The sequence below is a fragment of the Halonotius sp. GCM10025705 genome, assembly GCF_042662885.1.
Lineage (GTDB): Archaea > Halobacteriota > Halobacteria > Halobacteriales > Haloferacaceae > Halonotius > Halonotius aquaticus.
In genome coordinates, this window is sequence record NZ_JBHSZD010000001.1 from 2,172,369 (window position 1) to 2,191,651 (window position 19,283).

The following is a 19,283-nucleotide window of genomic DNA, read 5'->3' on the forward strand; positions in this document are numbered from 1 at the left end:
GTCGCTCGCTACGCTCGCTCCTGCAGTGCTTACGTCGCCGGGGTTCGTCGATAGCGTCTCGCCCTTTCAGTCCGCCAGGATATCGGCTGGTCAATCGAACGAAAGCCTGAGCGTAACGGCTACATACGCAGTGCGCCAACACCCAACATGGAAATGGCGACAGCCCGCGACCGGCTGGTCGACAGCCTCGTCGCCAACGACATCATCACGAAATCGAGTACCGCCGAGGCGATGCGCGCGGTGCCGCGCCACGAGTTCGTCGACGCTGACCAACAGGAGCAGGCCTACCAGGATCGTCCGCTGCCGATCGGTAACGACCAGACGATCAGCGCGCCGCATATGGTCGGCCAGATGCTCGACTTACTCGATGTCGCCCCCGGCGACCGCGTCCTCGAAATCGGGACGGGCTGTGGCTACCACGCCGCGGTCACCAGCGAGGTCGTCGGCGACGGCAACGTCTACAGCGTCGAGTACGACCCCGACCTCGGCGAGGCTGCCCGCGAGCGACTCGCCGACCTCGGCTACGACGTGGCTGTCCGCATCGGTGACGGCCGGGAGGGGTGGCCCGAAGAAGCTCCCTTTGATGCCAGCTATCTCACCTGTGCTGCCGCCGAGCCGCCGTCGGCGGTGCTCGAACAGACCGCGACCGACGGCGCTGTCGTCGGTCCATTCGGTTCGGGCCAGCAGGAACTCAAACGGCTTGTTCCGCAGCCTGACGGGAGCTATGACGCTGAAACCATCGCACCGGTTCGGTTCGTCACGATGCGGTGACGCGGTGGGGTTAAGCCGATCCCGCCCCCAGTTCCGACAATGGATCACGAGACGCTCCGGGCCGATATGGTCGATGGGCTGGAACACGCCCTTGAGCGACCGCTCGGAGCCGCGGTGCTGGACGCGCTGGGGACGGTGCCACGCCACGAATTTGTCGACGACGCTTACGAGCCCGGTAGCGACGAGGTCGCCGGCTCCCGGGTGCTCGGTCTCCGAACGGTCGCCCGCATGATCGCCGCGCTTGAAGCCAACGAGGGCGACGACACGCTCGTCGTCGGTGCGGGTGTCGGCTACACGGCGGCGGTGCTGGCCGAGATCGTCGGCGGCCGGCACGTCCACGCGATTGATATCGACCGCCGGCTCGTCCACATCGCCCGCGACAACCTCGGCGCGGCGGGCTACGACGCGGTGTTGGTCGACCGCCGCGATGGGGCTCGCGGCTACCCCGAGTACGCACCCTTTGATCGCGTCTTGATCGAGAGCGCGGTACACGACGTGCCGCGGGCGATCCGCGAGCAACTCGCCGACGGGGGCCGGATCGTCTTTCCACGCGGGACGACCGACCAGACGCTCGTTGCTGTTGAGCCCGCAGCCGACGGCGACCTCGAATCAGTCGGGGAGTTTGGCCCTGTCGGCTTTCGGCCAATGCTGGTCGACGGCGAGCAGCCCAGCGGCCACGAGCGCAACCGAACCCGCCGGGAGGACGCCGAGTTCGACTCCCAGGGCTACTTCGCCAAAACGGGCTGGGAGTACGAGTGGCTGACTGGGATGATCGGCTCGACTCACGGTAGGAACAGGCACAAGCCGGCACTCGCAAGCGACACACTCAGGGCCATTGCGACCCAACACCACCCGTGGCCGGATCAGAGCCTTCCGCAGATGATGACCGCGACGACGCTTTCGCAGCCCTGACGCTGAAAGAACGGATCGCCGTCGCTACCGCCCAAGATCCCTCGAAGGCGATCGTTGTCATTCTCTTGGGGCTGTTCGCGCTCACGTTCCTTGTCGCCCTCTCGCTGGTGTATCCGACCGTTGCCGGCTTCTTTCTCCTCGGGACGCTGTTGCTTACGGTTCTCGCTGTCGGCGGCTACGTCATCCTCACCCGACTCGGCGGCTAAGGCCACCGGTCGAGGTCGGCTGGCAGCTAGTCTGGATGGGTCAGCTGTGTCCCGTTTTGCCGTGGCTGTGCGGTTCCCAGCTCACAGTGCCGATCGGCCGCGCCGACGTAGAAGGAGGTCAGTTGATCAGGAACAGTCGCCTTATCAACAACGTTGACGACGAGATCGTCGTCGCTCAGCACGTCGCCGTCGTTTTCGTAGGTGTTCTCCCTCACTGCTTGCTCGCCCATGAGATCCAACTCGCCGGCGATGTTGCCGATGACAAACAGCGGCCGGTCACGCTTGGTGTCGACGCGGGCGTTGGCCTCATCGAGTCCGCGGGTCGTCACGTCGATAACGTTCTCGCCAGCGTCCCAGGTGCCGAAGGGATCAAGGACGAACAGCCGATCGCTCGCCAGTGCGTCCGTCAGCGTCACCTCGGCGGTGGCCGACAGCGCGCTCGCCAGCGTCCGGCGATCCATCGTCGCTGTCGGCGACAGCGAGACCGCCCAGCCGGCATCGATGGCGGCGGCACAACAGGTCGCCACCGCCTCGTCGACAGTCTGCTCGCTGACACCACCCTCACCCGTGTCGGCGGTCACCACCGACCGGGAGCCGGCCGGCAGCCCGCCGTTGCGATCGAAGTCATCGAGTCCTGTCGGCACGGTTTCGGCCTCCTGGAGCCGCGCCTCCCGGCTCTTGCGGGCTGCCGACAGCACGTCGTCGATCTCGGCGAGCAGATCGGTGGTGTCGGCGCGCTCGTCGTGGATCTCACCGACCGACGCTTCGATCCCGCGGGCGGCGTCGGCGGTGTCCTCGGTGACCGAGGCGACGCGGGTGGCGGCCTCCGCGCCCTGCTGGACGGCGGTCGAGACCTCGTCGATGCCGGCGGCCGCCGACTGGATCTCCTCGGTGACGACATCGAGTTCGTCGTCGGCGGTTTCGACCTCCTCGGCTCCGGTTTCGACGGCGTCGACCGCCTCATCGAGGGCGTCGGTCACCTCGGCGGTCACGTCCTGGATCTCGGTGACCGCACTCTCGATCTCCTCGGTTCGGGTCTGGGATTCCTCGGCGAGGCTTTTGACCTCCTCGGCGACGACCGCGAAGCCGTCGCCCTCCTCGCCGGCCCGGGCGGCCTCGATCGAGGCGTTGAGCGCCAGCAGATTTGTGCGCTCGGCGATCTGATCGATCACGTCGACGACCTCGTTGATCTGGCTGACCTTGCGCTCTAAGGTTTCGACCTGTGATTGTACCTGTTCGGTGGCTGTCGAGGCGGTCTCCATCGCGTCGGTCGCCTCGGCGGCGGCCTCTCGCCCGGCGGTTGTCGCTGTCGCCGCTCGATCGGTCGTCTCGCTAACCTCGGCGGCCGACGAGGAGACCTCCTCGATGGTCGCGCTCAGATCCGAGACCTCGCTGGCGACGCTTTCCATCTCATCGACCTGTCGTGTCGCCGTCGACTGGATCGCTTCGAGGCGATCATCGACCGCTTCGGAGGTCGCATGCACGACCCCGACCGCGCCCTGGGCGTTGGCGATCATTCCATCCTCAACGGCTGCCTGCGATTCGGTATCGACCTGCTCGTTGTCTACTGACATTCGTTATTATGGTTCATTGTATCGACATACGTAAGTTTTTATTCATGAATGTTAATGCGATTTCAGTCCAGGATTGTTTCTCGTATAGCCAATACAAAGTATGAATACAAAAGAGCAAGCAGAAAAATACAGCATTCAAGCTAATCTTAAATCCGGTCTGTCCGCGCTGGAGCCGGTTCTCGAACCGGAACGGCTACCCGAACTGCGGTCGCTTCCCCGGGTATGACCGGCTGGCAGCGACTTGCCTCGGAAACCGAATACGACTGTGGCTGGTTCACCGCCGGCTACGATTGCGTGGTTGAACCCTCGGGTCGAGCGGCCGATTACTACTGGGTCGACAAACCGAACGACGGCCTCGGAATCGTCGCCGTCACCGACGACGACCGCGTGGCGATGGTCGAACAGTACCGCCCGAAGTTAGCGGAGTCGTTTGTGGAGTGTCCCGGCGGCTACGTTGAACCCGGCGAATCCTACGTTGAGGCCGCCGAACGCGAACTCAAGGAGGAAACCGGGCTGTCGGCCGAGGAGTGTACGTTGCTCTCGACGTACTACCCGAGTGCGACGATGCGGTTCCAACGCGGGCTGGTCGTCGCCACCGGACTGGAGGCTGGCGAGGCCGATCCCGACGAGGGCGAGTACATCGAGTGGCGGTTCATGAGTGTGGAGGACGCCATCGAATCAGCAAAAACATCGCCGACAACGGGCTGGACGTTGACAGCGTTGTTAGCGGCGCGTGAAGGGGGTATATTTAATCTACCACCAGTCTGATAGAGTTAATCAAGAAAATCTTTCTTTTCCTTCCATTCTTCCACTCTTTCGGCCACCTCTTTCTCTATTTGTTCTCTATCAATATTCTCAAGGATATCTTCCGGAGTCGTCTCTAGATCGGATTTTCTAACATCGGATCTAACGCGGTACTTGCGGAGAATATTCTCCCAAAATTGAATTCCACTCCACGGTGGGGAGTTTGGTGAAATAATTACCTCATCAATCAACTCATTCAAATCAGTTTTGACAAAGAACCCATCACCGCCTTCTTGTTGCGAAATAATCACTCTAACTTCATTTTCGTACTCGTATTCTTCCTGTTTATACATGAACGCATAGAACCGATTGTGCTGCTCACTTTCATCTAACTCTTCTTCCACCTTGTCGTCGAACCACGGAAGATAACCGACTGTCCCCATACGGTATTTATGATCATCGTGGGCATCGATAGCTGACTTCAGTTTTGAATATGTGGATTTTATCAAAACACCATCACCAGAATCAATGTATGATTTCCACATTGCCATCGATTCTGATTCATTCATGTGCCAGCAATTCATGTAAGATCGAGATCGAAAACGGTCAGATAATTTTAACACTTCTTTTTTAGGCTCCTCTCGGACTGCTTCTTCAGGATAGTGGTCATTATCAGCCAATATATTTTCAGTTATTTTACTAAATAGATTTCTCTCATATTCTCTTTTGTTCTTTTGGGTATATTCCTTCAAATGGGTCTGAAAATACATCACTACGATTGAAATATAGTCCTCTATTTTGTAACACCGATATGAATTGTGTAGCATCGTAGTATCGCCACACAACATGATTCTCGTTGTCTGGCTGAGTGAAAACAGGATGCTCAACGAAGGGCATATGAACGGCTCCTCAAGCAAATGCACTAAATTTTGTTGAACACTACGCTGCTGAATGGAGAAAGCCAGCAAATGATATTTGAAACAGGATCTGAGGCGAGATTTGAACCTCAGTCGCCGCTGTCGGCCCGCGCTTCAGTCGAAGAATCGTCCCACGGGCTAGTGTCCACGCCTTGTGCGTCGAGGTACTCCCTGACCTCCTCGCGTGTCTCGTCCATCTTTTCGCGGAGTTCCTCGAACTCCTCGTCGGTCATCGGGTCGTCTCGATACTGTGCCATGTTTCGAACCTCTTGATGTATCCTTCGGCGTTCTGCTTCAAGTGTTCTTCGGCCCGATCAAGTGCTTCGTTCGCCGGTAGCGGCGGCGTCAGTTCATGGCTGGTGATCTTTTCGCCCTCGCGGTAGACATCAATATGTAGTCCATCGACAGTCACGTCGTGGGTCGCCTCGCTACTACCGCGGCTGTCGTGATCGTAGCGCACGACTTCACTCCACTCGTCGGTGGTCGGATTGAGCAGGTATTCGAGCTGGAGTACAAAGCGCGTCACTGTGCCACGGTCAGTGGTGATACCAAGACGGTACCGTGTTCGGTGGGCAACATGGGCAGTGAACTCCCTGTCGTAGTCCCGCGGTTTCTTTTTGCCCATCGCGCTCGGTGCTGTCTCTCCGCGGCATCGGATAAAAATCTGGACATGGGGTATATCGAAACCGCCCGGAGCGGGATTTGAACCTCACTCGCTCACTGCGTTCGCTCGTTGCTTCAAATCCGCTGTCGAACGTTTCCGACTCACGGGGGATCCTCGCACACGCTACACGGTGCTCGGGAGTATTGTTCGTCGGAAGAACGCCCGGAGCGGGATTTGAACCTCACTCGCTCACTGCGTTCGATCGTTGCTTCAAATCCCTTCTGGCCGCTTCGCTGTCGCAGACTCACTCGTCGCTTCGCTCCTCGTTCGTAGTTGCGACAGCAGAAGACGCCCGGAGCGGGATTTGAACCCGCGTCACGACCGTGACAGGGTCGTATGATGGGCCACTACACCATCCGGGCGAACGCATCCTATCGTACCGCGGTAAGGTAAATAAGGCTTCTCTTTTCCGGCAGTCAACTACTCCTCGTAGGCCAGATTCATCAGCCACTGCGAGAAGGAGTCACTCTGTGGATCGACTTCCTCCTCGCCGATAAACGGCGAGAGCAGATCGCCGGCCATCAGCAGCCGGAACTCCAGATCCTTCGCCGTCGGCTCAAGGTAGTAGGTGTTGTGTCCGTTGTAGACGGTCTGTTCGCGGTTGATCAACTCAGCCTCGACCAGCTTTTCGGCGATCCGACTCCCCTTCCGCGAGGAGATGTCGAGTTCCTTCCAGAAATCGCTTTGATGGATCCCACCGGTTTCCTTGATGAGTTCAAGTCCGCGCTGCTCGTCGGCGGAGAGGTCGACCTCGGCTTCGGACACACTCATTACTTCTCCTGGGGTCGCAACTCGTTTAAAGGCTGCTTTCGACGCGCTCGAAGCCTGTCCGACACGGCGGCCCATCCGCAAACCAGTAGCCCCCGACGCCTGCGGTGGCCTCGCCGCCGAGTTCGATCAGCGACGCCGACCGCGTTCCAAACCCATCGCCGTGGACACAGACGCCGTACTCGTGATCGCCGAGCACGGCGGCGGCCTGCTCGCGCCACACTGCGGCCGTCGGTGGGGGCCCCGCCTCAACGCTAAGAGCCGATCGCACCGCGGTCGCATTGGCGGCCTGCTGACGACCCAGCTCCGGGCGTCCCGGCGGCTCGAAGGACGCCCCGTCCGCGCCGACGTTGACGACGACATGGACGCCGGGTTCGAAATCGGTGACGCCGAGTTCGCCATCCCACTCAAGCAGGGTGGCCCGATCGGCATCGGCAACGACGAGATTGAAGCCGGCGTAGCTGTCGGCCGCGACCGCGCGTTCGACGGTGTCGACGGCGGCATCAGCCGATTCGCAGCCGAGGCAGTCGGCGACAAGCTGGCCCCGCGAGCGTTCGCCCGCGCGGTCGACCCAGCGGTTGGTGATCCCGACGAACAGGCCGGCCTCGTTGTAGCCGATCCACGTCCCGCCAGCACGGGCGTCTCGCGGGGCGATCGCTTGGGGCTCGGCTCGATACACCCCCGGCGGCTCGCTGGGACGGTCGACGGCCTCATCACGGTTGGCGGCGACGACGACCGGCGCGTCGACGACAGCCTGCCACGCGAGGACGAGTGTACACACAATCCCTTGTAGCAGCGTCGCCGACAAGAACCTCGCCCTGTCTCGTTACTCCGTGTCGACCGTGCTGTTCGTTCATTCGATAGCTTGACTCACACTTACCGACCGGGGCTAAGATCGATACCATAAGGTACGTTCATGTGAAACAGGGCGGGTATATGAGCACGCAGGGCCACGCCAGCAAGCCATCGACGCCAGAGATCGACAGCAATCTTCTCATCACCGTCTCCGGCCCGCCGGGCTGTGGGGCGACGACGCTCTGTGAACGACTCTCGGAGGCGATGGACTGCCCCTACGTGTCGGGTGGCGACATCTTCCGGGAACTCGCCGAGGATGGCGAACTCAGCCTCCACCAGCAGACCGCCATCGCCGACAGTTCCGCTGATATCGATCGCGCACTCGACAAGCGACTCCAATCGATCGCCGAAAAGTGGGGTGCCTCCGGGAAACCCTTCATCCTCGAATCCCGGCTGGCTGGCTGGCTCGCCGGCGAGAACGCCGATCTCCGCATCTGGCTCGACGCGCCGGATGAGGTACGGGTCGATCGTATCGAGGGCCGTGAGGAAACTGAAGCCGAAATGCGCGTCCGGGAGGTCAGCGAGGCCGGCCGGTATCAGAAATACTACGATATCGACGTCGAGGATCGAGAGTTCTACGATCTCAACATCAACACCGCCCGCTGGGGCAAAGAGGGCGTCTTCCAGCTGGTCAAAACCGCCATCGACCAGTACGACGCTGAATCCGACGAGGGAGCCTACGAGACGCCGGCTGTCGATCTCTGATCAGGTTCGGCTCCTTCGGGCAGCTGGCTCCCACCACGATACTACCGTCAGTATTTGCAGGCGAAACTGTGGTGTTGCCGCCGACAGTGTGCCACCAAACAGTCTACTCGAATAATAGAAACCGTCGACGTGAGCAGGTATTGTCTCTCAACTTGACGAACGACGCTGGGTATCTCTCAGACGTGCTTGCACTCATAGCCTACTATTTCGACTGCAAATCCTGCTGTGGGCAATGCCTCGTGTACGTTCTCGTGTCGATTTATTCCGTGTTGGCGTCGACCTCGTCGTCACGGGACAGCAGGCTACAGTTGCAGTCCGTCTTCAGTGCCGACCAGATGACCGCGGTAAGGATGACCAGCCCTTCGAGTCGTGCGGCGGTAACGACCCACGGTTTCGGGGTTGGGGCATCGTCGTCGTACTCGTAGCTGAGCCGGGTGAGCACCTGCATGAACCGTTCCGGGTACAACGTCTCAACAAGGCCGACACCACCGAGGAGGAGCTTCAACATAGCCGAACCGATGACAGCAGTGAGCAAAAACCCGCCGGTCGTCTCACACGGAGCTGTGGCTCCCGTCGCGCGAAAGCTTTAGGCGAGCCAGCGGCCTACGCCGATTCAATGAGTCGCGGCCCTGCAGTGATTATCACCGAGAAGGATAACGCCGCCCGGCGGATCGCCGACATCCTCAGCGACGGTACCGCCGACACCGAGCGTGTCGCCGGCACCACCGTCTACAACTGGGGTGGCAACCGCTGTATCGGCCTCTCGGGCCACGTCGTCGGCGTCGACTTCCCACCGGAGTACAACGACTGGCGGGATGTCGAACCCGTCGAGTTGATCGACGCACCGATTGACAAACAGCCCACCCAGGAGGGCATCGTCCGCGCGCTCCGCCAACTCGCCCGCCGGGCCTCCCACGTCACGATCGCCACCGACTACGACCGCGAGGGCGAGCTGATCGGGAAGGAAGCCTACGAACTGGTGCGGGAGGTCAACGAGGACGTCCAGATCGACCGCGTGCGCTTCTCCTCGATCACCGACCGCGAAGTGACTGAGGCATTTGAGAACCCCGACGAACTCGACTTTGAGCTTGCGGCCGCCGGTGAGGCCCGGCAGGTCATCGATCTCCTGTGGGGTGCGGCCCTCACCCGATTTCTCTCCCTTTCGGCGCGCCAACTCGGCGACGATTTCATCTCTGTGGGCCGCGTCCAGGGCCCAACGCTCAAGCTGATCGTCGACCGCGAACGCGAGATCGAGGCCTTCGATCCTGAGGACTATTGGGAACTGTTCGCCGACCTCGAAACCGACGAAGACGGCGGCTTCGAGAGCCAGTACTTCTATCGCGACGAGGACGGCAACGAGGCCGAACGCCTCTGGGACGGCGACCGCGCCGAAGCTGTCTACGAGGCACTGGCCGCCGCCGACACCGCCGCCGTCGACTCCGTCAATCGCCGCACCCGCACTGACAGCCCGCCAGCGCCGTTCAACACCACGCAGTTCATCCGCGCGGCCGGCTCGCTGAACTACTCCGCCCAGCAGGCGATGAGCATCGCCGAGGAACTGTACACCGCCGGCTATCTCACCTACCCCCGCACCGACAACACGGTCTATCCCGAGGATCTCGACCCGCGCGAACTCCTTGAAGCGTTCACCGCCGACAACACATTCGGTGACGACGCCGAGAGCCTCCTTGCAGCTGACGACATCACTCCGACCGAAGGCGACGAGGAGACGACCGATCACCCGCCGATCCACCCGACCGGCGAACTCCCCAGCCGCAGCGAGCTCTCCGACGACGAGTGGGAGATCTACGAACTCGTCGTCCGCCGCTTCTTTGCCACCGTTGCCGACGACGCGACGTGGGAACACCTGAAGGTCGTCGCCGAGATCGCCGACCGTGAGGTCGTTGTCGACGGCGAACCGGCCACGGAGGATATCACGCTGAAGGCCAACGGGAAACGCCTCGTCGAGGCCGGCTACCACGCCGTCTATCCGTACTTCAGCCAGTCGGAAACCCACGTCCCGGATGTGACCGCGGGCGACGAGTTGGCGATCACCGACACCCAGATCGAGGCCAAACAGACCCAGCCGCCGCGTCGCTACGGCCAGTCGCGGCTGATCGAAACCATGGAGAAACTTGGGATCGGCACCAAAAGTACCAGACACCATACCATTGAGAAACTCTACGACCGCGGCTACCTCGAAAACGATCCGCCGCGGCCGACGATGCTGGCCAAGGCGGTCGTCGAAGCCGCTGAGGAGTTCGCCGATCAGGTCGTCTCCGAGGAGATGACCGCCCAACTCGAAGCCGATATGCAGGCCATCGCGGCTGGTGACAAGGAGTACGACGAGGTGACCGAAGCCTCTCGGCAACTGCTCGAAGAGGTGTTCGACGACCTTACTGACTCCCGCGAGGAGATCGGCGATCAGATTCAAAAATCACTGAAAGCCGACAAGACGCTCGGCCCGTGTCCGGAGTGCGGCGACGACCTGCTCATCCGCACCAGCCGACAGGGATCGTACTTCATCGGCTGCAACGGCTATCCCGACTGTGAGTATACCCTCCCGCTGCCGTCGACCGGGAAACCGCTCCTGCTCGATGAGACCTGCGAGGAACACGAGCTACGCGAAGTGAAACTGCTGGCCGGCCGGAAGACGTTCGTCCACGGCTGTCCGCAGTGTCAGGCCGCTGCCGCCGACGCCGAGGCTGACCGCGTCATCGGTGACTGTCCCGATTGCGGTGAGGAACATGGCGGTGAGGTGGCGATCAAACAGCTCCGCAACGGCTCGCGGCTCGTCGGCTGTACGCGGTACCCCGACTGTGAGTATTCCCTCCCGTTGCCCCGGCGCGGCGATATCGAGATCACCGACGAGCACTGCGAGGAACACGGCCTGCCGGAACTGCTCGTCACCTACGAGGACGAGGACAGAGAGCCGTGGGAGCTCGGCTGTCCGATCTGTAACTACCGGGAGTACCAGGCTCGCCAGAACGGCTCGGAACTGGAGACGATCAGTGGGATCGGCGAAAAAACGGCCGAAAAGCTACAGACGGCCGGCATCGAGGATGTTGCGGGCCTGAAAGACGCAAATCCCGACGAACTGGCCGAGGAAGTCGACGGCGTCGGTGCCGATACCGTCCGCGACTGGCAGGCTGACGCCGACTAACGCTGCTGGCGGCTTCGATCTGTTTGCTATTTGTCGCCCTCTGCGGCGTACTCGCGGAGTTCGTCGACTGTGAGTTCATCGAGGACACCCTCGCTTGTCGCTTCGAGCACTACCGGCGGCGCGTTGCCGGCTTCGCGGGCTTCGACCCACCGCGGGAGACAGACACACCAGCGGTCGCCCGGGTGTAGCCCGGGAAAGTCGAGTTCCGGCCGCGGGGTGATGAGATCGTTGCCCTGCTCGCGGCTGTATTCGAGGAAGTCCTGTGTCATCACCGCACAGATCTCGTGGCGGCCGGGATCACGCTGCAGCTGTCGACAGTTACCATCCCGCAGAAAGCCGGTTTCGGGACTCTCACTACAGGGCTGTAACTCGCCACCTACCACGTTGTGTTCGGTGTCGCTCATACCGGTGCTTCCGGCTACGGCTGTATAGCTATTCGGCCCGCGTGTCTCGTTGTCGAGCCGCCAATCGCAAGCCGCGGGGCTTATTCGCGCCCCTCGATAAGCCGGGGTATGGAGCCGACGACGACCGGCCGGTTTCGCGTCCTCGACCGTCGCCCGGATGGCACGATCCTGCTGGTCGATCTTGCGGAAGCCACCGCTGCGGCGACCGGCGAGAATCCCGACGCCGATCTGCGCCCGATCGCTGTCACCCCGCCAGCCGTCGACGACGATCCGGAGACCGACGCGCCCGATCTCGACGCCGAGACAGCCGACACGATCCGGTCGCTGGAACCCGGGTACGTCGTTGAGGCCGAACTCGCATGGGATGACAGCGACGCCGCCTTTCTTGACTGTACGATCACGAACCGCACCCGGATCCAGTACGCCGACGGCGTGACCGGCCTCTTCGAGAAGGCCCAGGAAACGTGGCACGACGCCCAGGTCGCCGGCGAGGCGATGAACTCCGCGGTGACCTACAGCACCGGCAAGGAACCCAACGGCGTCGTCTACGTGTTTGCGAAACAAGACCCGCCGCGAGACCTCTTCGAGGAGTTTCGGACGGGCGCAACGCCGATCGAGCCGCTGATCCAGCGTGTTAACGCCACCCACGACAGCGACGATGCTGTCGATACCGATGATGCTGCGTCCACGGCTGACAGCGATGCTGACGATCCCGCCGAGCGTGCGGTTTTCGTTCTCAACCCGGCCGATGAGCCGTTTGTTGTGGTGTATATCGTCTTCCGCAAAGACGGGATGCTGGCTCAAACTGTCCGCGATACCTACGGCTTGCCAGCCGTCTGAACGAGATGAGAGGGAGCGGCGGCCGCGTCGGGGCTGAACCGGCCGCCGGGGGCGTGGACACAACACACGACCCGCCGGCGGGTGGGAACCGGCGGTCGATGGGATGGCCCCACCAGCATGGTCGCCCCGCTGGTCACTTACCCCATTCGCCGTGTTTCAGAGCCAGAAACGCACGGGTGAGCGAACCGATCAGAACTCGCCGAGTCTCGACTGGCCGTCGCCATCATCGCTGTCGCCGTCGCCCAGGCCGGCGAGTGCAACCGCTGACGCGATCGTTTCCTCGAAGGCGTCCCGCTGGCTGGCGTCGTACAGCGTCGCCGCCGGATGCATCGACAGCAACACGCGCTGTGAGCGATCGCCAAGCCGACAGTCGACAACGTCGCCGGCCTCGTTTGTGATCGCCACCGAGCGATCCAGCAGGTGTTCACTCGGCACCTTGCCGAGGGTGACGACCAAGCTCGGATCGACGGTTTCGATCTCAGCCTCCAGATAGCCGCGGCAGTTGGCAAGCTCGTCGGTCGTCGGATCGCGGTTTTCCGGCGGTCGACACCGAACACAGTTGGTGATTCGCACGGCAGATCGATCGACGCCGGCATCGCCGAGTGCGTCATCGAGCACTGAGCCCGACCGACCGACGAACGGCTCGCCCTTCTCGTCCTCGTTCGCGCCGGGGGCCTCGCCGACGAACACCAGGTCGGCGTCGTCGGGGCCGATGCCGTTGACGATCTGGCTTCGGGAGGCGACGAGATCGGGGCACTGCTCGCAATCGGTGACACACCGGCCGTCGAATCCGTCCATACCGATTGGTGTGGCGGGCGGCTTAACTGTCGGTCGGTTCGTCGATCGTCGCGTCGCCGGCGGTTTCCCAGCCAAACCGCTCAGCTTGTTGGCGTCCTGCGCGGGCCGCACGCTGGGCGACCCGGAGCGGTTCGGGACGCTCGTTGTCGTCGGGAGCAAACGCCCGAAGGACGTCGGCAGCGTCGGCCGTGTCGATGCCGACCGTCCGCACCCACAGCTCGGTGTCGTCGAGTGCGACTGGTTCGCGCGGCGGCAGTTCGCGGTAGGTGGCGAGTCGTCGTCGTAACGCTTCCCCAGAAAAGTGCGCACGAAGCGGGTCGTCCAATCCGTCGCTATCCTTGAAGGAGACCGCGATCACCGGGCGGTCGGCGGCCGCGTGCACGTCGTCGAGAGAAATGAGATTGAACCACGCGGGCGCGACGCCAGCGAGGAGTACCCACTGCGCGTCCGGTCTGTCCAGTCGATCGAGTAGGTCACGACACGCGGCGGTCGCGTCGCTGCCACCGGTCGTACAACGAGCGAAAACGAAGTCCTCAACGACGCGGTCGGCACGAACGACGGCCCCACACAACTGAGTATATTCGGGGCCATCCGAGGCGGCGATGCCGACCGCCCGACTACCGGGCTTCGGAGCCATCGCAGCAGCGGCCTACTCTGCGGGTTCGGCGTCGGGTTCGTCCTTCATCGATTCGAGTCTGTCGAGTAGTTCGTCGTTGGACGCGCCGATCTCGAAATCAACGCTGCCTTTGTGTTCGGCTTCGCCGGCATCGAGCCCGTCGTCGTCCTCGAAGTCGGTATCAAAATCTTGGTTCTCCTGTTCAGACTCATCGTAGCTTCCGAATCCCATACGTTAGTCTATATGGTTCCCGGACTGAAAAATCCCCATGCAGGCTGGTTGTCAGTAGTCACCCGACGCCGGGGACTTTTGCTGATCGACCACGTTGCCCCGGTATGAAGCCGATTGTCGTCACTGACGGCGCGGATGTCTTCACCTGCAACGCCTATCTCGTCGACGGCGAGACGCCGACACTCGTCGACGCTGGCACCATGCCCGGCGTTGCCGACGTGATCGCCGACCACGTTGCCGACCTCGATCGGGTCGTGCTCACCCACCAACACGGCGATCACGTCGGCGAACTCGACGCCGTCTTGGATCGTTTTGACGCCGACCTCTATACCTACGCCGACCACCCGCGCCGAACCGCTGCCATCGACGACGGCGACACCATCACCATCGGCGACGACGAGTTCGAAGCGATCTACACGCCCGGCCACGCGAGCGACCACCTCTCGTTCGTCAGCGACGAGGCCATCTTCAGCGGCGACGTGGTGGTCTACAACGACGGCGCGTTCGACGACGGTAGCTTCGGCCGCACCGACCGCCGCGGGCAGTCACGCGAACGGCTGATCGAGAGTCTCGAACGTATTCTTGACCGACTGCCCGATTCGGTGTCGGTGATGTACGCCGGCCACGGCGACCCGTTCCGCGCTGACCCCGCTGGCGAAGACGTGCGAACCGTCATTGAGCGTGCGCTTGAGCGCGCCGAACGCCGGGAGCCGAAGTATCCCGACGAGTAGCCTCGATTTGGCGCGGTCGCTTGCGGTTGTGGGTCGGGATCGTCGAAGCGACGCTGGCGACACGGCTGTCGCTCGGAGCAGGAGGCTGACGAAAAACCGACCGGCAGAATCAGGCTGCGCGTCGCTCTTTGGCTTTCGGGCGGAGCCGCGAGTAGCCACATTTCCGGCAGCTGTCGGCGTCCGGGGCGTTGCGCGCGTTACACCGCATGCAGATCTGTTTGTTGAGCGTTCGGCTGGCGGCGACGTCGTTGGTTGGCATATCCGCTCATTGTGGGGGTCGCTGTTTAACAGTTCCGAGAACAGCCCCGCGATCGACCGCGTTAGGCCCCGGCGTCTTGGAGGGCGTCTTCGAGATCGCCGCGCTGGGTGACGCCGACGAACCGTTCGACGATACCGTCGTCGTTTTCGATGACAAGCGTCGGCAGCGATCGCACCTGGTACTCGTTGGCGACCTCCTGTTCCTCGTCGACGTCGACCTTGGCGAACTCCACGTCCTCGTAGTCGGCCTCCAGCTCTTCGAGGATCGGATCCTGCGTCTTACACGGGCCACACCAGTCGGCGTAAAAGTCTGTTAGTCGAACAGTCATCGTGCGGCCCATCGTTGCGCCGACGCGGCCATAAGGGTTTCCACCCCGTCGTTGGCGGTCGTCGGCGACCGCGGTGTGAGCCGAAACGCTTAGGTTGCCCAAGTGGCGAGTGTCGATAATGGCTTCCAGTGGGAACTCCGGCGGACTGATGTCGAGTGCCGGCTTGGTGCGGTACTTCGACTCCGAGGATCGCAACGCGATCCGTATCGATCCGAAAACCGTGATGGCGTTCTGCGTCCTCTTTGGCGTCTTCGTGCAGGTGCTGACGCTGACGGTCGCCTGATCGATCCGGTAGCTTTTGTCTCCAGCGCGCCAGCTATCGGTATGCATGTTGGCGTGATTGCTGTCCAGGGCGATGTGAGTGAACACGCTGCCGCGATCCGGCGTGTCGCCGATGCTCGCGGCGTCGACACCGAGATCACGACGATCCGCGAGGCCGGGCTCGTCGACGACTGCGACGTGTTGCTTCTGCCAGGTGGGGAGTCGACGACGATCTCCCGACTGCTTGCCGATGAGGGCATCGACGAGGAGATCCACGCTCACGTCGAAGCCGGCAAGCCGATCTTGGCGACCTGTGCCGGGCTGATTGTCGCCGCCCGGGATCCACAGGACGAGCGCGTCCAATCGCTGGATATTCTTGATATCACGGTCGACCGAAATGCCTTCGGCCGCCAGAAGGATAGCTTCGAGGCACCCCTCGATATCGCCGGCCTCGACGAGCCGTTTCCGGCGGTGTTCATCCGCGCGCCGCTGGTCGAATCGGTTGGTGAAGGTGTCGACGTACTCGCCGACTGGGAGGGGAGCCCGGTCGCCGTCCGGCAGGGGCCGGTTGTCGCTACCTCCTTCCACCCCGAACTGACTGAGGACAGCCGCCTGCACGAACTCGCGCTGTTCGACGGCCAGCCGGCAACAGCCGAGACCCCGGAGGTCAGTCAATGAGCGACGATACTGCCACCGGGTTCGACGGGGTCGATGATGCTGCTGATCCCGAAGCTGTGCTTGACTCGTTGTTTGCGACGATCAAACAGCGGCAAGCAGAACTCCCGGAGGACTCCTATACGGCCTCGCTGTTCACTCACGAAAAGGGCGAAAACGAGGTGCTCGAAAAACTCGGCGAGGAAGCGACCGAGGTGATCTTGGCGGCAAAAGATGATGACCTCGACGAGCTTCAATATGAGTCGGCTGACTTCGTCTACCATCTGCTGGTGTTGTTTGCGATGAAAGGGCTGGATGTCGACGACCTACGGGACGAACTCGAATCGCGGTTCTGAGTTGTTCCCGACGCGTTTTTCAGCCGGCTTGCCGAAACGCCGCTAATGAACGCTGTCACGCTTGGTCCGACCGGAACCTATTCACACCGTGCCGCCCGCGCCGTCGCCGACGACGTTGCCTTCCGAGAGTCGGTGACCGCGATCATCGAAGCCGTCGCCAGCGGCGACTTCGAACGCGGCGTCGTCCCCATCGAGAACAGCATCGAGGGCAGCGTCACCGAAACGCTGGATGCCTTAGCGAACTACGAGGTCAGCGTCACAAGCGAGATCGTCACGCCGATCCGCCACGCGCTGCTCGCCCAAGGCGAGGAGTTCGACACCATCGCCAGCCACGCCCAAGCGCTCGCCCAGTGTCGTAGCTACCTCGAAGACCACTATCCCGACGCCACACAGGAAGCCGTCGCCAGCACCGCCCGTGGCGTCCAGTCGGCCCGCGAAAATAGCTCCATCGCCGGCATCGGCCACCCCGACAACGCGACTAACGGGACCGACCTCCAGATCCTCGCTGAGGACATCCAGGATCAGGACTCCAACGCCACGCGGTTCTTCGTCGTCGCGCCCGCCGCGGAGCGAACCGACGCCGGCGGCAAAACGTCGCTGATCGTCTACCCCAACGTCAACTACCCCGGCCTGCTGTTGGAGTTGCTGGAGGCGTTCGCCGACCGTGATATCAACCTCTCCCGCGTGGAGTCCCGCCCCAGCGGCGCGCGACTCGGTGACTACCTCTTCCATTTCGATATCGAGGCCGGCGTCTACGAGAGCCGCGTGCAGAACGCCCTCGATGAGATCGAAGAGTTGGCTTCGGAGGGGTGGGTTCGCAACCTCGGCTCCTACGACACGAAACACGTGCTGTACTGAATCGGCAGCGACCGAGCATGGCTACGTAGTGCGACAACCATCCGCGGTTTCCATAGTGGGTACGCCACAAGGGTAATACTGCTTGCGTGCTAACTGACAGGCATGTCACGAGATCGGGGCGATGGCGGTCGATACACCGAAACCGTCACGCTCGCGGACGTACTCGGGGTGTTCGAGCGTGTCGATGGCCCCGTCGTCACTTCCGGCGATATCGCCGACGCACTCGACTGCTCGCGGGAGACCGGGCGGCGAAAGCTGGCAACGCTCGAAGCGCAGGGCCGCGTTGCCAGCCGGAAGACGGCAGGCCGCGTGGTCTGGTGGCTCGTTGAGCCGCCGGTGGACGCCAGTGAGATCAACCCCGAGGATCCGATCTGGGAGTTGGAACCCGGAGCATCTGGTGAGCACACCGTTTCGGAGACTGTTGACGAGGAACTGTACGGCGGCACATGAGCGTTTCCAGCGCGACGCCGCTGATGATTGACACCGGCGCGTTGTACGCCCGTGCCGACAGCGATGATACCCACCACGAGACGGCCACGGATGTATTCGAGCGGATCCGATCCGGTGGGCTCCCATATCGGCCGCTCTATACGACACAGGCTGTGCTCGCAGAAGCGGCAACGCTCTGTCGGTACAAACTCGGCCACGATGTTGCCGTCCGAACGCTGACTGCCGTCCGTGATTCCCAGAGCATCACCGTCCTGCTGTTGAGCCGGATACATTCGATACCGCGGCCACGCAGTTCGCTGCCTACGACGATCAGGAGATCTCGTTTGTCGATCATACGACGGCAGTGCTCGCTGCCGACCGCGATATCGACCACGTTTTGGCATTCGATGACGACTTCCGAACGCTCGGGTTCACTGTTGTTCCGAACGACGAGGTCGCCCCGTGATGTTGGTATTGTCACGAGAATTGCGGCTGCCACCGGAGAAATTCTGTCGCTAAGTAAACGACGAAAAGATTCAAACCCATAAGCCACCAATGATCAGGTATGCCTGAGAAACCAAATCCCTTCGAGGAGCTTGACGAGCTGATCGAGCGCATGAACGACCAGTTCGGCGAGCTGAGCCAAACCTTTGAGGGCGGCAGTGTCCTCTCGGAGATCAGCGTCGATGTGGCTGACACCGGCGAGGAGATCGTCGTCACCGCTGATCTTCCCGGCTTCGCCGAGGAGGATATCGATCTCCGGGCCGACGAGGAGTCTATCACGCTCAGCGCGGACGCCGAGACTGAGGCCGTCGAGGAAGATGCCAACTACCACCGCAAGGAACGCAGCCACCAGTCGGTCAGTCGCCGGGTGCGGCTCCCCGAGGCTGTCGACGCCGCGTCGGCGACCGCGAGCTACACCAACGGCGTGCTGACGGTCACGCTGCCGAAACTCGACCCCGACGCGCCCGGCGGTCACGAGATCGACGTCGAATAAATCTCGATTTTAGCCACCAGTACCATTTTGCTGCCGCGGCCGCCACCGACAGCTATGCCCTCCAGAGAGAACATCGTCATCCTGGGTTTCATCGCTGTCGCCGTGACAGCCGCCGTCGGCATCGACACCGCAACCACGCTGCCCGGCTGGCTCCCGTTTGCCAGCCTGTTGGGACTCGGCGTCATCGCGCCGCTGCTCGTGAACAACTATCTCGGCACACGCGACACTGCCTGAAGCGTGTT

At 62.2% G+C, this 19,283-nt stretch carries 29 protein-coding genes and 1 tRNA gene; 16 read left to right on the forward strand and 14 right to left on the reverse strand.

Translation table 11 applies throughout. From position 1 onward, the window contains the following. Nucleotides 1-147 precede the first annotated feature (147 nt). The 3 genes from ACFQJB_RS12110 to ACFQJB_RS12120 are packed head-to-tail and all read left to right on the forward strand — an operon-like array spanning nt 148 to nt 1,889. On the forward strand, nt 148-771 hold the full coding sequence (locus ACFQJB_RS12110; RefSeq protein WP_379727672.1) for a protein-L-isoaspartate(D-aspartate) O-methyltransferase: 624 nt from the start codon (nt 148-150) through the stop codon (nt 769-771). A gap of 39 nt (nt 772-810) precedes the next feature. Next, a complete protein-coding gene (locus tag ACFQJB_RS12115; protein ID WP_379727674.1) occupies nt 811-1,683 on the forward strand; it encodes a protein-L-isoaspartate O-methyltransferase family protein in 873 nt (290 codons plus the stop codon). Continuing rightward, nucleotides 1,626-1,889, forward strand: a complete 264-nt coding sequence (locus ACFQJB_RS12120) for a hypothetical protein (protein WP_379727676.1) — start codon at nt 1,626-1,628, stop codon at nt 1,887-1,889. Before ACFQJB_RS12115 ends, ACFQJB_RS12120 begins: the two co-directional genes overlap by 58 nt. A 26-nt stretch (nt 1,890-1,915) precedes the next feature. On the opposite strand, the gene ACFQJB_RS12125 is transcribed toward ACFQJB_RS12120, so the two are convergent. Further along, on the reverse strand, nt 1,916-3,463 hold the full coding sequence (locus ACFQJB_RS12125; protein WP_379727678.1) for a methyl-accepting chemotaxis protein: 1,548 nt from the start codon (nt 3,461-3,463) through the stop codon (nt 1,916-1,918). A gap of 222 nt (nt 3,464-3,685) precedes the next feature. On the opposite strand from ACFQJB_RS12125, the gene ACFQJB_RS12130 reads away from it, so the two are divergent. After that, entirely contained in the window at nt 3,686-4,231 is a 546-nt protein-coding gene (locus ACFQJB_RS12130; RefSeq protein ID WP_379727680.1) for an NUDIX hydrolase, read from the forward strand. Between the two features lie 5 nt (nt 4,232-4,236). On the opposite strand, the gene ACFQJB_RS12135 is transcribed toward ACFQJB_RS12130, so the two are convergent. From ACFQJB_RS12135 to ACFQJB_RS12160, 6 genes are all read right to left on the reverse strand, one after another. Then, a complete protein-coding gene (locus ACFQJB_RS12135; protein ID WP_379727682.1) occupies nt 4,237-4,980 on the reverse strand; it encodes a hypothetical protein in 744 nt (247 codons plus the stop codon). Nucleotides 4,981-5,213: 233 nt separating this feature from the next. Further along, nucleotides 5,214-5,381, reverse strand: coding sequence for a hypothetical protein (locus tag ACFQJB_RS12140; protein WP_379727684.1), 168 nt, complete (start codon nt 5,379-5,381; stop codon nt 5,214-5,216). Beyond that, the gene (locus tag ACFQJB_RS12145) at nt 5,354-5,650 is read right to left on the reverse strand and encodes a DUF7718 family protein (protein WP_379727685.1); all 297 of its coding nucleotides are present in this window, start codon (nt 5,648-5,650) and stop codon (nt 5,354-5,356) included. Before ACFQJB_RS12145 ends, ACFQJB_RS12140 begins: the two co-directional genes overlap by 28 nt. Before the next feature lie 427 nt (nt 5,651-6,077). Then, nucleotides 6,078-6,150, reverse strand: a tRNA-Asp gene (locus ACFQJB_RS12150). Between the two features lie 58 nt (nt 6,151-6,208). Further along, nucleotides 6,209-6,559 (reverse strand): helix-turn-helix transcriptional regulator, encoded by a 351-nt coding sequence (locus ACFQJB_RS12155; protein ID WP_142443100.1) that lies wholly within the window; start codon nt 6,557-6,559, stop codon nt 6,209-6,211. 25 nt (nt 6,560-6,584) lie between these two features. Further along, complete coding sequence (locus ACFQJB_RS12160; RefSeq protein ID WP_379727687.1) at nt 6,585-7,337, reverse strand: NRDE family protein; 753 nt, start codon at nt 7,335-7,337, stop codon at nt 6,585-6,587. Nucleotides 7,338-7,492: 155 nt separating this feature from the next. On the opposite strand from ACFQJB_RS12160, the gene cmk reads away from it, so the two are divergent. Then, entirely contained in the window at nt 7,493-8,116 is a 624-nt protein-coding gene (gene cmk / locus ACFQJB_RS12165; protein ID WP_379727689.1) for a (d)CMP kinase, read from the forward strand. Nucleotides 8,117-8,375: 259 nt separating this feature from the next. Here the strand turns inward: cmk and ACFQJB_RS12170 are convergent, their stop codons facing one another. Further along, nucleotides 8,376-8,624, reverse strand: a complete 249-nt coding sequence (locus tag ACFQJB_RS12170; protein WP_379727691.1) for a hypothetical protein — start codon at nt 8,622-8,624, stop codon at nt 8,376-8,378. 108 nt (nt 8,625-8,732) lie between these two features. Between ACFQJB_RS12170 and ACFQJB_RS12175 the strand changes: the two genes are divergently transcribed. Continuing rightward, a complete protein-coding gene (locus tag ACFQJB_RS12175) occupies nt 8,733-11,279 on the forward strand; it encodes a DNA topoisomerase I (protein ID WP_379727693.1) in 2,547 nt (848 codons plus the stop codon). Nucleotides 11,280-11,305: 26 nt separating this feature from the next. On the opposite strand, the gene ACFQJB_RS12180 is transcribed toward ACFQJB_RS12175, so the two are convergent. Further along, the gene (locus tag ACFQJB_RS12180) at nt 11,306-11,683 is read right to left on the reverse strand and encodes a DUF2237 family protein (protein WP_379727695.1); all 378 of its coding nucleotides are present in this window, start codon (nt 11,681-11,683) and stop codon (nt 11,306-11,308) included. 108 nt (nt 11,684-11,791) lie between these two features. Here ACFQJB_RS12180 and ACFQJB_RS12185 point away from each other — a divergent pair, with 108 nt between their 5' ends. Next, complete coding sequence (locus ACFQJB_RS12185) at nt 11,792-12,523, forward strand: DUF6663 family protein (RefSeq protein ID WP_379727697.1); 732 nt, start codon at nt 11,792-11,794, stop codon at nt 12,521-12,523. 189 nt (nt 12,524-12,712) lie between these two features. On the opposite strand, the gene ACFQJB_RS12190 is transcribed toward ACFQJB_RS12185, so the two are convergent. The 3 genes from ACFQJB_RS12190 to ACFQJB_RS12200 are packed head-to-tail and all read right to left on the reverse strand — an operon-like array spanning nt 12,713 to nt 14,168. Then, a complete protein-coding gene (locus ACFQJB_RS12190) occupies nt 12,713-13,321 on the reverse strand; it encodes a uracil-DNA glycosylase (RefSeq protein ID WP_379727699.1) in 609 nt (202 codons plus the stop codon). A 22-nt stretch (nt 13,322-13,343) separates the two neighbouring features. Continuing rightward, nucleotides 13,344-13,958 carry a DUF99 family protein gene (locus ACFQJB_RS12195; RefSeq protein WP_379727701.1) on the reverse strand — a complete coding sequence of 205 codons (615 nt, stop codon included), beginning with the start codon at nt 13,956-13,958 and terminating at the stop codon, nt 13,344-13,346. Nucleotides 13,959-13,970: 12 nt separating this feature from the next. Continuing rightward, the gene (locus ACFQJB_RS12200) at nt 13,971-14,168 is read right to left on the reverse strand and encodes a DUF5786 family protein (protein ID WP_120101426.1); all 198 of its coding nucleotides are present in this window, start codon (nt 14,166-14,168) and stop codon (nt 13,971-13,973) included. Nucleotides 14,169-14,272: 104 nt separating this feature from the next. Here ACFQJB_RS12200 and ACFQJB_RS12205 point away from each other — a divergent pair, with 104 nt between their 5' ends. After that, complete coding sequence (locus ACFQJB_RS12205; RefSeq protein ID WP_379727703.1) at nt 14,273-14,899, forward strand: MBL fold metallo-hydrolase; 627 nt, start codon at nt 14,273-14,275, stop codon at nt 14,897-14,899. A gap of 109 nt (nt 14,900-15,008) precedes the next feature. Here the strand turns inward: ACFQJB_RS12205 and ACFQJB_RS12210 are convergent, their stop codons facing one another. Next, complete coding sequence (locus ACFQJB_RS12210) at nt 15,009-15,158, reverse strand: 50S ribosomal protein L40e (RefSeq protein ID WP_120101431.1); 150 nt, start codon at nt 15,156-15,158, stop codon at nt 15,009-15,011. Between the two features lie 61 nt (nt 15,159-15,219). Continuing rightward, the gene (gene trxA / locus ACFQJB_RS12215; protein WP_120101790.1) at nt 15,220-15,486 is read right to left on the reverse strand and encodes a thioredoxin; all 267 of its coding nucleotides are present in this window, start codon (nt 15,484-15,486) and stop codon (nt 15,220-15,222) included. 118 nt (nt 15,487-15,604) lie between these two features. Between trxA and ACFQJB_RS12220 the strand changes: the two genes are divergently transcribed. The 8 genes from ACFQJB_RS12220 to ACFQJB_RS12255 all read left to right on the forward strand — a co-directional run bounded on the left by ACFQJB_RS12220 (nt 15,605) and on the right by ACFQJB_RS12255 (nt 19,275). Next, the gene (locus ACFQJB_RS12220; protein WP_120085109.1) at nt 15,605-15,769 is read left to right on the forward strand and encodes a preprotein translocase subunit Sec61beta; all 165 of its coding nucleotides are present in this window, start codon (nt 15,605-15,607) and stop codon (nt 15,767-15,769) included. 41 nt (nt 15,770-15,810) lie between these two features. Further along, nucleotides 15,811-16,425 carry a pyridoxal 5'-phosphate synthase glutaminase subunit PdxT gene (gene pdxT / locus ACFQJB_RS12225; protein WP_379727706.1) on the forward strand — a complete coding sequence of 205 codons (615 nt, stop codon included), beginning with the start codon at nt 15,811-15,813 and terminating at the stop codon, nt 16,423-16,425. After that, complete coding sequence (gene hisE, locus ACFQJB_RS12230; protein ID WP_120101436.1) at nt 16,422-16,757, forward strand: phosphoribosyl-ATP diphosphatase; 336 nt, start codon at nt 16,422-16,424, stop codon at nt 16,755-16,757. The genes pdxT and hisE overlap by 4 nt, the downstream gene beginning before the upstream one ends. A gap of 45 nt (nt 16,758-16,802) precedes the next feature. Beyond that, complete coding sequence (pheA, locus tag ACFQJB_RS12235; RefSeq protein WP_379727708.1) at nt 16,803-17,615, forward strand: prephenate dehydratase; 813 nt, start codon at nt 16,803-16,805, stop codon at nt 17,613-17,615. Nucleotides 17,616-17,717: 102 nt separating this feature from the next. After that, entirely contained in the window at nt 17,718-18,065 is a 348-nt protein-coding gene (locus tag ACFQJB_RS12240; RefSeq protein WP_379727710.1) for a hypothetical protein, read from the forward strand. After that, entirely contained in the window at nt 18,062-18,592 is a 531-nt protein-coding gene (locus ACFQJB_RS12245) for a type II toxin-antitoxin system VapC family toxin (protein WP_379727712.1), read from the forward strand. Before ACFQJB_RS12240 ends, ACFQJB_RS12245 begins: the two co-directional genes overlap by 4 nt. 17 nt (nt 18,593-18,609) lie before the next feature. Continuing rightward, nucleotides 18,610-19,041: an Hsp20/alpha crystallin family protein gene (locus ACFQJB_RS12250; protein ID WP_379727714.1), complete on the forward strand. Its 432-nt coding sequence runs from the start codon at nt 18,610-18,612 to the stop codon at nt 19,039-19,041. A 54-nt stretch (nt 19,042-19,095) separates the two neighbouring features. Then, nucleotides 19,096-19,275 (forward strand): hypothetical protein, encoded by a 180-nt coding sequence (locus ACFQJB_RS12255; protein ID WP_379727716.1) that lies wholly within the window; start codon nt 19,096-19,098, stop codon nt 19,273-19,275. Nucleotides 19,276-19,283 lie beyond the last annotated feature (8 nt).